12 protein-coding genes and 1 tRNA gene are annotated in these 11,668 nt (G+C 63.7%); 6 read left to right on the forward strand and 7 right to left on the reverse strand.

Features of this window, described 5'->3' with window-relative positions:
- Position 1 precedes the first annotated feature (1 nt).
- From Q0799_RS10620 to Q0799_RS10630, 3 genes are read right to left on the reverse strand one after another with little or no spacing between them, the layout of a single operon-like run.
- Positions 2-1,426, reverse strand: a complete 1,425-nt coding sequence (locus Q0799_RS10620; RefSeq protein WP_298398124.1) for a lipopolysaccharide kinase InaA family protein — start codon at positions 1,424-1,426, stop codon at positions 2-4.
- Positions 1,426-2,250 (reverse strand): glycosyltransferase, encoded by an 825-nt coding sequence (locus Q0799_RS10625; RefSeq protein WP_298398125.1) that lies wholly within the window; start codon positions 2,248-2,250, stop codon positions 1,426-1,428. Before Q0799_RS10625 ends, Q0799_RS10620 begins: the two co-directional genes overlap by 1 nt.
- A complete protein-coding gene (locus Q0799_RS10630; protein WP_298398127.1) occupies positions 2,247-3,356 on the reverse strand; it encodes a GDSL-type esterase/lipase family protein in 1,110 nt (369 codons plus the stop codon). The genes Q0799_RS10625 and Q0799_RS10630 overlap by 4 nt, the downstream gene beginning before the upstream one ends.
- A gap of 108 nt (positions 3,357-3,464) precedes the next feature.
- On the opposite strand from Q0799_RS10630, the gene Q0799_RS10635 reads away from it, so the two are divergent.
- From Q0799_RS10635 to Q0799_RS10645, 3 genes are read left to right on the forward strand one after another with little or no spacing between them, the layout of a single operon-like run.
- On the forward strand, positions 3,465-5,303 hold the full coding sequence (locus tag Q0799_RS10635; protein ID WP_298398129.1) for a carbamoyltransferase: 1,839 nt from the start codon (positions 3,465-3,467) through the stop codon (positions 5,301-5,303).
- A gap of 20 nt (positions 5,304-5,323) precedes the next feature.
- Positions 5,324-5,731, forward strand: a complete 408-nt coding sequence (locus tag Q0799_RS10640) for an SxtJ family membrane protein (protein ID WP_298398131.1) — start codon at positions 5,324-5,326, stop codon at positions 5,729-5,731.
- 8 nt (positions 5,732-5,739) lie between these two features.
- A complete protein-coding gene (locus Q0799_RS10645; protein ID WP_298398132.1) occupies positions 5,740-5,892 on the forward strand; it encodes a DUF5989 family protein in 153 nt (50 codons plus the stop codon).
- Between the two features lie 21 nt (positions 5,893-5,913).
- On the opposite strand, the gene Q0799_RS10650 is transcribed toward Q0799_RS10645, so the two are convergent.
- The 4 genes from Q0799_RS10650 to Q0799_RS10665 form a co-directional block, all read right to left on the reverse strand.
- Entirely contained in the window at positions 5,914-6,681 is a 768-nt protein-coding gene (locus Q0799_RS10650; protein WP_298398135.1) for a lipopolysaccharide kinase InaA family protein, read from the reverse strand.
- Positions 6,678-7,502: a lipopolysaccharide core heptose(I) kinase RfaP gene (rfaP, locus tag Q0799_RS10655; protein WP_298398137.1), complete on the reverse strand. Its 825-nt coding sequence runs from the start codon at positions 7,500-7,502 to the stop codon at positions 6,678-6,680. Before rfaP ends, Q0799_RS10650 begins: the two co-directional genes overlap by 4 nt.
- Positions 7,487-8,620 (reverse strand): glycosyltransferase family 4 protein, encoded by a 1,134-nt coding sequence (locus Q0799_RS10660; protein ID WP_298398139.1) that lies wholly within the window; start codon positions 8,618-8,620, stop codon positions 7,487-7,489. The genes rfaP and Q0799_RS10660 overlap by 16 nt, the downstream gene beginning before the upstream one ends.
- A 109-nt stretch (positions 8,621-8,729) precedes the next feature.
- Positions 8,730-8,806 (reverse strand) — tRNA-Met (locus Q0799_RS10665).
- Between the two features lie 119 nt (positions 8,807-8,925).
- Between Q0799_RS10665 and miaB the strand changes: the two genes are divergently transcribed.
- The 3 genes from miaB to ybeY are packed head-to-tail and all read left to right on the forward strand — an operon-like array spanning position 8,926 to position 11,666.
- Complete coding sequence (gene miaB, locus Q0799_RS10670; RefSeq protein WP_298398141.1) at positions 8,926-10,263, forward strand: tRNA (N6-isopentenyl adenosine(37)-C2)-methylthiotransferase MiaB; 1,338 nt, start codon at positions 8,926-8,928, stop codon at positions 10,261-10,263.
- Positions 10,244-11,233, forward strand: coding sequence for a PhoH family protein (locus Q0799_RS10675; protein WP_281984562.1), 990 nt, complete (start codon positions 10,244-10,246; stop codon positions 11,231-11,233). The genes miaB and Q0799_RS10675 overlap by 20 nt, the downstream gene beginning before the upstream one ends.
- Entirely contained in the window at positions 11,205-11,666 is a 462-nt protein-coding gene (ybeY, locus tag Q0799_RS10680; protein WP_298398143.1) for an rRNA maturation RNase YbeY, read from the forward strand. Before Q0799_RS10675 ends, ybeY begins: the two co-directional genes overlap by 29 nt.
- Positions 11,667-11,668 lie beyond the last annotated feature (2 nt).

Genomic DNA, 11,668 nt, shown 5'->3' on the forward strand with positions numbered 1-11,668 from the left:
TTCAGGCCTCCGGCAAATTCTCGTCCAGCCACTGGCAGAGTAGCGACCCGGCAGGCCAGTTGCGCAGCAAGCGCTGCCGGTCGCGTGCCCAGGCCTTGCGGAAACTGGCAGCATTTTGGTACTGGACGGTCGCATCGAGGTCGATAAGCGAAACCCGGCCTTCCTGCCACAGCAGATTTGCCGCCTTGAGGTCGCCATGGGCGATCCTCAGTTCGAACAAGGTTCGAAACACCGAACGGATCGCCGAGGCCTCAGCCTCGGTCGGCGGCGATTCCGGCCTGAGCGACTCCCAGAGGCGCGGCCCGGCACAGTATTCGGTGATCAGGTAGGCCCGCCCACGCAACGCGCCCAGGCGTTCCTCAACGAGGGCCAGGGGGCGAGGCGTAGTGAGACCGAAGTAGCGCAGGCGATGGGCTTCGCGCCAGGAATGCATGGCGCGGCTCTGACGCCAACTGCGCGCCAGCGCATGCCGCCAGCTCTTCAAGTTGTAACGTTTGACGACCAGATCAAGGCCGCCGAGATGCACGCGAACGACGGTGCAAGTAGCGCCGTCCTTGAGCACCTGGCCCGCCGCCATCACCGCGTCTGGCCGTTCCAGCAGCGGCTTCAGGCGCGCCGCTTCCGGGCGCAGCACAGCGACAAATCGCCGTGGGGTGTGATCGACCAGGAAATCCGTGCAATTCCTCAGGGTCTTCGCCAGGTATTCACGCAGGCGTTTCGTCCTTTCGCCGACGACATCCTTCTCCAGCGCCACCATATCCATGGGAAGCGCCCCCGGCTGCGAGCAGTAGAGGTCCACCAAGCGCTTGAGGCGGCGCCCCCATGTGATCGGCAATTGCGCGACCAGCAGCGCTAGGTTGCGGCTCGCCAGCCGCGCCTTCAATGGTGCGGCGGCAACGTGGATGGCGTCTCCATCGACGAGCAGCAGGTGATCGCCGGCCTGTAGGAAATTGCCCAGATGCAGATCCGCCTGCCATATTCCCGCCCGATGCATGCGCGCGAGCAAAAGCAGAACGGGGGTCAGCAAATTCCACGCCGCCTCGTCGTCCGGCGACGCCCGCAGCGCCCGCCAGCATTCGGCAAGACTGACGGCCCCTTCGACAAACTCGAAAAGGAGGACGGCAGCGCCACCGGAAAGTTCATGCGAGCCGAGCAGACGAGGTGTTGGCAGGCCGGCTTCTGAGAGCGCCTGAACACCGGATGCCTCCCGCTTAACATGCCTGCGCCAGGCTGGTGCGAAAAAGACCTTGGCCAGGACGCGCTGCTCCCGGTAGCGCCCATCCGCAACTAGCCGCTTGCCTGGCAGGAAACGCAGTACTCGCTCGATGCGCAGCAAGCCGCCATCTGCCAGTTCGAGCTGGCAAGGCAGATCGGGCAAGCAGCCGGCAAAACGCAGATCGGCGACGCTGAGCCTCGGCTCCTGCATCAGCGATCCATGCTGGCGTCGGCAAGGATCGCCTCGGCATCGATGCCGCGTAGCTTGTCCTTGAGCCGGGCGCCGCCGCGCCGGATGTTGGTGGCGCTGGTACCGAGTTCTGGATTGAGGATCATCGTTGCGTGATTAAGGTGATCAACATACTGACCAAGCTCGACCGAATCGAGGAACTTCATCCGGTAGCCGGCTTCGAGCATCTTGTGGAACATCGCGCTGCCGGCCGGTTTGCGCTCGTCGGAAAAACCGGTGTTCAGTTCGCGGATGACGTCAGTGCGGTACATCGCGCAATGGCTACGCAGGTAGTGCAAGCTTTCGTCGAAACGTTCGGCGCGGAAGCTTCGCTTGCCGGTCAAACGAAAGAGCGCCAGCTTCCAGCCCTGCTCGAACAGCCGCCCCCAGCGCTGCAGCGTCGTCTTGCTCTCCAGCTTCCAGGAACCGACGCCGGCCAGGCGCTCGTCCTCAGCAAAAGGGGCCAGCAAGACATCAATCCATTCCGAGCGACGAACGAAGGTATCGGTGTGGATCGACAGCACATAGGGTGTCGTCACCTGGGCCAAGGCCAGATCGAGCGCGCGAGAGTGCGACAGCGGCGCGTTGTCGTCTGCTTCCGGTACCCGCTCGATCAGTTCGATCCAGTCGAGCGAACGCAGATAGTCGAGTGATGTGTCGCCAGACGCGTTGTCGATCACGATCACATGCACCCTGCTGAAATCGGTGTGGCGACGCAACAAGCGTAGGCAGATTTTAGTGATGTCCGGCGTCTTGTAGTTCGGCACCAGGATGGTGACCAGTTTGCCCTGTCCGGTCACGCTCATTTCAGCACTCCCTCGCGCTGCAGCAGGTCGCGCAGGGCGACCGCGGTCAGCCGGTTGCCTTCAGCATTCATGTGACCACCAACCTCCTCCGGACGCCAAAAGGTCTTGACCTCAGGGCGCTTGGCGAGCTGCTCGCGGAACACCGGCTCCATATCGATCACTGGCATACCCAGACGCTTCGCTTCGGCCATTGCAAAATCTGTGACTGCACGATACTTCGACTCCTCCTCATCCAGAATGTCGCGGATCGGGAAGTTAACCCAGACCGGCGTTCCGCCGTCGGCGCGGACGCTGGCGACGAAGCGTTCCATGATGCCGGTCAGCGTGCGCCGGCCAAGCGATCCCGGATCGCGGTCACGCTTGATACGGTCAGCCAGCGCCCGCTTGAAGACAGCCAGCGCATACGAGTAATGCCAGCCACCGATCTGCTTGCGACCGCTGCGGTAATCGTCGATCAGCACCTCCGGCGCCGGCACCGGCACATGGGTCAGCTGCAGCGAACCGTCGCTACCCATCGGCACGAACATCGGCTTGGCGTAGTCGCGGAAGCTGTAGGTGTTGCGATTGTAGTCGAGCGCATAGAAGCCGAGCACCACGACGTCCGGCCTGTACGGCTTGCCGTAGTGCTCGTACATCAGGTAGTTCTGATCGGTGCCGGTCGCCGACACCGCGTAGTTCATCACTTCCCAGCCAGAAAGCAGCGCAGCCAGCTGGTAGGCGTAAGTTTCCTCGTTGCTGACACCGTGTCCGAAGGAATAGCTGTCGCCGACGATCATCAGCCGCCGCTGGCCGGCCGGTTTGTGAATCGCGAATTCCTGGTGGTTACGCATGCCCGCCGAATTGGTGCGGATCCGGCCCATACGATCCGGCGTGACATCAATGTTCGGCGCGTTGCGCCAGCCGACGTTGGCATCATAGACGAACCTCTGGTCGAAATTGACCTTTCCGTCGGCCATGCGGGCCTTCACCCAACGCCATTCGCGGGTCACTGCCAGATCGGCATGGGGCGGCACGTCGTCAGCCAGCGCGTAATAAAGGCGGACGCCACCTTCGAGGAGCAACAGGGTTACAAGGACATTGAGAACAATGATCTTCAGTTTTTTCATGGCGACTAGGTTAATACGGAAGTGACCATTATAAGTCGCGTCGGTAAACGACTGGCGGCAGTGGATTGGTATACTTCACAGGTTTTATCGGCCAGAAAAGCGAATCCAATGAACCTGATCGGCATTTCCGCCCATTACCACGACAGCGCCGCCGCCCTGATCCGCGACGGCAAAATTGTCGCGGCGGCCCAGGAAGAGCGCTTCACGCGCAAGAAGCACGACCCCGACTTTCCGGCCAACGCCATTCGTTACTGCCTGGAAGAGGCAGGGCTGACCATGGCCGACATCGACGGCGTCGTCTATTACGACAAGCCGCTGATCAAGTTCGAACGCCTGCTGGAAACCTATCTCTCGTATGCGCCACGGGGCTTCCGCTCCTTCGTCAAGGCCATGCCGGTGTGGCTGAAGGACAAGCTGTACCTCAAGCAGACCCTGAAGAAGGAACTGGCAAAACTGGGCGGCTGCAAGGAAGCCGAACTGCCGCCGCTGCTGTTTGCCGAACATCACCAGTCGCACGCCGCGTCGGCCTTCTTCCCCAGCCCCTTCGAGAAGGCTGCCGTCCTGTGCATGGACGGCGTCGGCGAATGGGCCACCACCTCGGTCTGGCTGGGTGAAGGCAACACGCTGACCCCGCAGTGGGAAATGAACTTCCCGCATTCGCTCGGCATGCTCTACTCGGCCTTCACCTACTACACCGGCTTCAAGGTCAATTCCGGCGAGTACAAGCTGATGGGCCTGGCGCCCTATGGCGAACCGAAATACGTCGACCTGATTCTCGACAAACTGATGGACCTCAAGGAGGACGGCACCTTCCGGCTGGACATGCAGTATTTCAACTACGCCACCGGCCTGACCATGACCAACGACCGCTTCGCCGAACTGTTCGGCGGACCGGCACGCAAACCCGAGTCGGAAATCACCGCCAAGGAAATGGACATCGCCCGCTCGATCCAGGCAGCCACCGAGGAAATCGTGCTGCGCCTGGCGCGCACGGTACATAAGGAACTCGGCGTCGATTACCTGTGCCTGGCCGGCGGCGTTGCCTTGAACTGCGTATCCAACGGACGTCTGCTGCGGGAAGGTCCGTTCAAGGACATCTGGATTCAGCCGGCGGCCGGCGATGCCGGCGGCGCAATCGGTTGTGCCCTGGCCGCCTACTACGCGAAGAGCGGTGCAACACGCACCCCGGAAGCCGGCGACAGCATGCAGGGCAGCTACCTCGGCCCGCGCTACGCCGCCGATGAAATCGCCCGGCAACTGGAGAGTTACGGCGCAAAATACGAAGTGCTCGACGACGACAGCTTCTTTGACCGCGTCTCCGGCATTCTCGCCGAAGAAAAAGTCGTGGGCTGGTTCCAGGGACGCATGGAATTCGGTCCGCGCGCGCTCGGCGGACGTTCGATCATCGGCGACCCGCGCAGCCGCGACATGCAGTCGGTGATGAACCTGAAAATCAAGTTCCGCGAATCCTTCCGTCCGTTCGCGCCGTCCGTGCGCGCCGAGAAGGTCGGCGAATGGTTCGAACAGGACGGTCCCAGCCCGTACATGCTCATCGTCGCGCCAGTACGCGAGGAAAAGCGCATCGCCATGACCGCCGACCAGGAAAAACTGTTCGGCATCGACAAGCTCAACGTCCCGCGTTCGCAGGTCCCGTCGATCACCCACGTCGATTACTCGGCGCGCATCCAGACCATCCATCGGGAAACCAATCCGCGCTACTACCGGCTGATCGAAGCCTTCGAGCAGAAAACCGGTTGCCCGATCCTGATCAACACCTCGTTCAACGTGCGCGGCGAGCCCATCGTGTGCACGCCTGGCGATGCCTACCGCTGCTTCATGCGCACCGGCATGGACTATCTGGTGATCGAGAATTTCGTCCTCGCCAAGACCGAGCAACCCGCCTGGGACGACGACGAAAGCTGGAAGGAAGAGTTCCAGCTTGACTGAAACGACAAAGGAAAGCCCGCATGTTTACTGAAATCCCCGTCCTCGACCGCAAAGGTCTGCGCGACTTCGGCCTGCTGACCGGCGCGCTGTTCGCCGGCATCTTCGGCCTCTTCCTGCCCTGGCAGTTCGGCTGGTCATGGCCGGTCTGGCCGTGGGCGCTGTTCGGCGCCCTGGGCATCACCGCGCTGGTGGCGCCGATGGCGCTCAACCCGGTCTACAAGATCTGGATGCGTTTCGGCCTGGTCATCGGCAGCGTGATGTCGCGCATCATCCTCGGCATCGTCTTCTTCCTTGTCGTCACGCCGCTGGGGCTGCTCATGCGGGCCACCGGCAAGGACCCGATGAACCGCAGCTTCGACCGCAACTGTTCGAGCTACCGGGAGTTCATCGGCGAGAACAAGTCCAACTCCTTCGACAAACCCTTCTAGGCATCATCATGCTCGATTTATTGAAAGACCTCTGGGCCTTCATGCAGGTTCGCAAGAAATACTGGCTGGCCCCGCTGATCATCGTCCTCGTCCTGCTGGGCGGACTGCTCGTCCTGACCCAGGGCTCGGCCGTCGCCCCCTTCATCTACACGCTGTTCTGACCACGACCGCTGGCCGGGATATCACTCCCGGCCAGCGAAGAAACGCAGGATACGACGCACCTGCCGCTTGTCCGCTGCGGAAAGATGCGGCCGCTGCACATACTCGAGATAGAAGCGTAGCCGCTGGGTGCGCGTCAGCACCTGCTTCGCGACCTTGTCCAGGCAGGCCAGGTCCTTGACGATCCGGTAATCGAGAAAAGGACGCCACCAGTAGGCACCGGTTGGGCAATCGATCAGATAGACCGTCGGGCGATCGCCGGCATCGACCAGCAGGTTGCGCCATTTCAGGTCGTTATGGGCAAAACCATGCTGGTGCATGACTCTCGCCGCCGCCGCGATTTGCCCGGAAACCTGCGCCACCCATTGCCGATCGCCGAGCCGCGGGTCACCGGCCCGAGCCATGGCCGCCATATCGACGGTGTTGCGGATTTCATCGGTGACCAGCGCCGCGCGCAGGAAACGGCCGTAGCGACGCTCCTGACCATAGGCGACCAGCGTCGCCGTGGGAATCCCCCAACGCCGGAAGGCCTGCAGGTTCTCCCATTCCTTGACCGCCCGTTGCGGCCCGAACAGGTCACGCAAGCCGAACCAGCGACGCGCCAGGCTGCGCCCGCCCTCGAGGTAACGCTTGACGTAATAGCGATGCTCGCCCAAGGTGACGCGCAGCACCCGCGACTGCGGGTCGCGGGCCATCAACTCACCCTCCAGCGCGAACACCGCATCAAGCGAAGCGAACGCCTGACCGGCCTCGCCCGTCGCGTAATCGGGATTGCGCTGCCAGTCGATCATGCCCCGCCTCCGCTCGGCACGTATTTGCGCCGGTACTTCGCCAGCAGGCGCTCACCCTCGGCATGCAGATGGGCGAGCAGCACCTGCTCGTCGCGCAGCACCTCGCGCAACGGTCGCCCGAAGTAATCGCGCAGGAAGCGCAGAAAATCGCGCCGCGTCAAGCCGATCGCCAGTGCCGAGAAGTAGAGCCCGGCCAGATCCTTGTCGCGCCAGCGGCGCGGCGTGTGCGGGCGGATCTGGGCGCGGTGCAGGTCGATCACCGAGAGTTTCAGTGCGGCGGCGGTCGGCGCCGGGTCGAGGTGGAGCAGGAAATGGCAGAGGTAGCAGTCGCGGTGATTGACGCCGCCGCGGTGCATGCCGCGGACCATGGCGGCGACGCGACGGATCAGCGCCCGCTTGAGCGCCGGGGCCGGCGGCATCTTTGGCCAGTCGCGGCAGAAATCTTCCAGGCTGACGGTCGGCGCCAGTTCCTCGGTGACGATGAACGAATGTTCGCGCGCCGGGTTGGCGCCGCGGCGGCCGTAGGCGACAGCACGCATGGTGTCGACGCCGAGTTCCTCCAGCCGGCGGATCGCCCGCCATTCGTTGCCGGCACCGAGCACCGGCAGGCGCAACGAGACGAGGTTCTTGACGATCTCGCCCCAGCCGACGCCGCGATGGATCTTGACGAAATAGCCGCGCCCGGCGACTTCGGTACGGAAGGTACGACGCCCGTCGAGCTCGCGGAAAACCTGGCCTTCCAGCCGGTCGACTGCGGCAAACGCATCCTGCCCGGCCCACAGGGTATCGAAAGGCGGCGCCAGCATCAGTTCGTCGCGCACGGCCGCTCCTTGAGGATGATATCGGCAGCACGCTCGGCGTTGCTGTAGATGTCGGCGCTTTCCGCCCAGGCCAGCGCGTTGCGCTGCCAGACGGCGCGCTGTGTCTGATCGACCAGGATTTCCTGAAGCAAGCCGTCCATCGACGCCTGCGCGAAGGGTTCCGGGATCACCCGGCCACCCGCCGCTTCGTCGATGTAATGAGCGTAACCGCAGACCGCCGAGCAGAGCACCGGCAAGCCGGCGACCAGGGCTTCAAGCAGCACCGTGCCGGTGTTTTCGTTGTAGGCCGGATGGACCAGCAGGTCGGCGCCGAGCAGGAAACGTGGGATGTCGTCGCGGCCGGCGAGGATGTCCACCTGCCCGGCCAGGCCGAGCGCAGCGGCCATGCGCTGAAACTGGCTCGGCTCGTCCTGACCGATGGCGATCAGCCGGGTGCGCCCGCGCAAATCGGCTGGCAGGTTCGCCAGCGCCTGCAGCGAGCGGTCTAGCCCCTTGGTCTTGAAGCCGGAGCCGATCTGCAGGAGCAGCAGGTCGTCATCGGCGAGACTGAATTCGGCGCGGAAGGCGGCGCGGATCGCCGGCGCCTCGGGCGGCGCCCGGCGGTCACGGGCGATGCCCGGCGGCAGCAGGTGAAAGCGCGCCTTCGGCGTGGCGTAGTGCTTTTCGAAAAAGGGCTGCTGGACCTGCGAGATCATCAGTATCTCGGTCCGGCTGTCCGGCGCGAACACCGCCCGCTCATACGCCGCAAAATGCCGGTAGCGGCCGGACAGGCGGTAGAGCGGGTTGCGCAGCGTCTGCGCCTTCTCTTCGTAGCAGGGGTCGGCGGCGAAATAGACGTCAAGCCCGGGCATCTTGTTGAAGCCGACGACGCGCTGCGCCGGTCGCTGCGCCAGGTCGCGCGCTACCCAGGCAGAAAACTTCTCGTAGCGGCGGGCGTTGGTCAGCGCCCGCACCGGCACCGTGACCACTTCGAACCCGGCCGGCACCTCGCCCTGCCAGGACAGCGTGTAGACCCGGATGGCGTGGCCGCGCGCCTGGCAGGCCAGGGCGATGCGCATGAAATCGCGCTGCAGGCCGCCGAAGGGGAAGTATTTGTAGAGGCAGAAAGCCAGTTGCATGAGCCGCGAAACACCATGGGTCGCCAGCCGGGCAGTATCCTTGAGCCGGCAGCATTCGTCCAGACGGCAAAAAGCCCGGACACCTGGACCGGGCTTTCTGGTGAAACTTTGGTGGTGATGGGCAGAATCGAACTGCCGACCTATGGGTTATGAATCCATCGCTCTAACCGTCTGAGCTACATCACCACGCTTAGAGGGCGCGAATTATAGTTGGCCCGCGGCAGCGCGGTCAACCGCGTTATAATGCGCAACTTTTCCGCGCGCGGCTTGCCGAAGCGTCGCCACTGATTTTAAAAAGTTTTCCCATGCCCAAGAAACTATTCATCCGCACTTTCGGGTGCCAGATGAACGAGTACGATTCGGACAAAATGGCCGATGTGCTCAACGCGTCCGAAGGAATCGTCAAGACCGACAACCCCGAGGAAGCCGACATCATCCTGTTCAATACCTGCTCGGTGCGCGAAAAGGCGCAGGAAAAGGTGTTCCACGATCTCGGCCGGGTCCGCCACCTCAAGCAGAAAAACCCCGACCTGGTAATCGGCGTCGGCGGTTGTGTCGCCAGCCAGGAGGGCGACGCCATCGTCGCCCGTGCGCCCTACGTCGACGTCGTGTTCGGGCCGCAGACGCTGCACCGGCTGCCGCAACTGATTGCCGAGCGCAAGAGCAAGGGCAAGGCGGCGGTCGACGTTTCCTTCCCCGAGATCGAGAAGTTCGATTCGATGCCGCCGGCCGAGGTCAAGGGCGCCAGCGCCTTCGTCTCGATCATGGAAGGCTGCTCCAAGTTCTGCACCTTCTGCATCGTCCCTTACACCCGCGGCGGCGAAGTGTCGCGGCCGTTCACCGACATCCTGACCGAAGTCGCCGACCTCGCCGCGCACGGCGTCAAGGAAGTCACGCTGCTCGGCCAGAACGTCAATGCCTACCGCGGCGACATGGACGGCACCGACGAGAAGGCCGACCTGGCGCTGCTCATCGAGTACATCGCCGAGGTGCCGGGAATCGAGCGCATCCGCTACACCACCTCGCATCCGCGCGAGATGAGCCAGCGCCTGATCGACACCTACCTCAAGGTGCCCAAGCTGGTCTCGCACCTGCACCTGCCGGTGCAGTCCGGTTCCGACCGCGTGCTGGCGGCGATGAAGCGCGGCTACACGGCGCTCGAATACAAGTCGGTCGTGCGCAAGCTGCGCGCCGCGCGCCCCGACATCTCGCTGTCGTCCGACTTCATCGTCGGCTTCCCGGGCGAGACTGACGAGGATTTCGAGAAGACGATGAAGCTGATCGACGACGTCGCCTTCGACGCTTCTTTCTCCTTCATCTACAGCCCGCGCCCGGGCACGCCGGCGCTGGAACTCGAAGACAGCACGCCGGCCGAGGTCAAATCGGCGCGCCTGGCCCGGCTGCAGCAGCGGATCGACGAACTGGCGCAGGCGGTCAGCCAGAGCATGGTCGGCAGCATCCAGCGCGTGCTGGTCGAAGGCCCGTCGAAGAAAGACCCGAACGAGGTCGCCGGGCGCACCGACAACAACCGCATCGTGAACTTCGTCGGCAACCCGCGCTTGATCAACCAGTTCGTCGATGTCAGGATTACCCAGTCGCTGTCCCACAGCCTGCGAGGCGAAATTGTCATCCGCGAAAACTAGGGCGCCCAAGTCACGACCGGTCGAGTTTGCCCTCGCGCCGGTCGACAACACCCTGCTGGCCAATCTCTGCGGCCCGCTCGACGAGAATATCCGGCAGATCGAAACCGGTTTCGACGTGATCATCCGCCGCCGCAGCGAGCGTTTCTCGGTGACCGGCGAGCAGGCGCAACTGACCGCCGATGCGATCCGCCATTTCTACGCCATGGCCCGCCAGCCGCTGTCGGTCGACGACATCCAGCTCGGCCTGGTCGAACTGACCAACGCCCCGGTCCGCCGCATCGCCAACGGCGACAAGCTGACCGACGGCCCGCAACTGGTCACCCGCAAGACCGAACTGCACGGCCGTACGCCGCGCCAGGTCGAATACCTGAAGGCGATCCAGGAACACGACATCACCTTCGGCATCGGCCCCGCCGGCACCGGCAAGACCTACCTCGCCGTCGCTTCCGCCGTCGATGCTTTCGAGCGCGACCTGGTCCAGCGCATCATCCTGACCCGGCCGGCGGTCGAGGCCGGTGAGCGCCTCGGCTTCCTGCCCGGCGACCTGACCCAGAAGATCGACCCCTATCTGCGCCCGCTGTACGACGCGCTCTACGACCTGATGGGCGCCGACCGCGTCGCCAAGCTCTACGAAAAGCGCGCCATCGAGATCGCGCCGCTGGCCTTCATGCGCGGCCGCACGCTCAACCACGCCTTCATCATCCTCGACGAGGCGCAGAACACGACGCCGGAACAGATGAAGATGTTCCTGACCCGCATCGGCATCGGCGCCAAGGCCGTGGTCACCGGCGACGTCACCCAGATCGACCTGCCCAAGGGCCACAAGAGCGGCCTGAAGGAAGCCATGGAGGTCCTGCGCGACGTGCGCGGCCTCGCCTTTACCGAATTCCGCAAGGAGGACGTGGTGCGCCACCCGCTGGTCGCCCGCATCGTCGAAGCCTATGAAAAACGCAGCCAGCAATCGTCTTGACCTGTCGGTGCAATACGCCTGTAACCGTGAGGGCCTACCCTTGCGCGCAGATTTCGTGCGCTGGGCACGCGCCGCCCTGATCGGCGGTGGCCAGGTCACCATCCGCCTGGTCGACGCCGACGAAGGTCAGGCGCTGAACCGCGACTACCGTGGCAAGGACTACGCGACCAACGTGCTGTCCTTCCCGTACGAAACCGAACCGCTGGTGATGGGCGACCTGGTCATCTGCCCGACCGTCGTCGCCCGCGAAGCGGCCGAGCAGAACAAGCCGCTGGCCGCGCATTACGCGCACCTGACGGTGCATGGTATGCTGCATTTGCAAGGCTGGGACCACGAAGATGACGTGGAAGCCCGTGACATGGAAGACGAAGAAAGGACAATACTGGCGGCCCTGGGCTTCCCCGACCCCTACGGGGACGAAGCCACCGCCTGAAC

This window comes from uncultured Azonexus sp., from assembly GCF_937982035.1.
Classification (GTDB): Bacteria; Pseudomonadota; Gammaproteobacteria; order Burkholderiales; family Rhodocyclaceae; genus Azonexus.

What these genes read in the sequence shown, in the direction of transcription:
- Q0799_RS10620 (WP_298398124.1), bottom strand. Translation starts at nt 1,426, where the DNA reads ATGCAGGAGCCGAGGCTCAGCGTCGCCGATCTGCGTTTTGCCGGCTGC.
- Q0799_RS10625 (WP_298398125.1), bottom strand. Translation starts at nt 2,250, where the DNA reads ATGAGCGTGACCGGACAGGGCAAACTGGTCACCATCCTGGTGCCGAAC.
- Q0799_RS10630 (WP_298398127.1), bottom strand. Translation starts at nt 3,356, where the DNA reads ATGAAAAAACTGAAGATCATTGTTCTCAATGTCCTTGTAACCCTGTTG.
- Q0799_RS10635 (WP_298398129.1), top strand. Translation starts at nt 3,465, where the DNA reads ATGAACCTGATCGGCATTTCCGCCCATTACCACGACAGCGCCGCCGCC.
- Q0799_RS10640 (WP_298398131.1), top strand. Translation starts at nt 5,324, where the DNA reads ATGTTTACTGAAATCCCCGTCCTCGACCGCAAAGGTCTGCGCGACTTC.
- Q0799_RS10645 (WP_298398132.1), top strand. Translation starts at nt 5,740, where the DNA reads ATGCTCGATTTATTGAAAGACCTCTGGGCCTTCATGCAGGTTCGCAAG.
- Q0799_RS10650 (WP_298398135.1), bottom strand. Translation starts at nt 6,681, where the DNA reads ATGATCGACTGGCAGCGCAATCCCGATTACGCGACGGGCGAGGCCGGT.
- Q0799_RS10660 (WP_298398139.1), bottom strand. Translation starts at nt 8,620, where the DNA reads ATGCAACTGGCTTTCTGCCTCTACAAATACTTCCCCTTCGGCGGCCTG.
- miaB (WP_298398141.1), top strand. Translation starts at nt 8,926, where the DNA reads ATGCCCAAGAAACTATTCATCCGCACTTTCGGGTGCCAGATGAACGAG.
- ybeY (WP_298398143.1), top strand. Translation starts at nt 11,205, where the DNA reads ATGAAAAACGCAGCCAGCAATCGTCTTGACCTGTCGGTGCAATACGCC.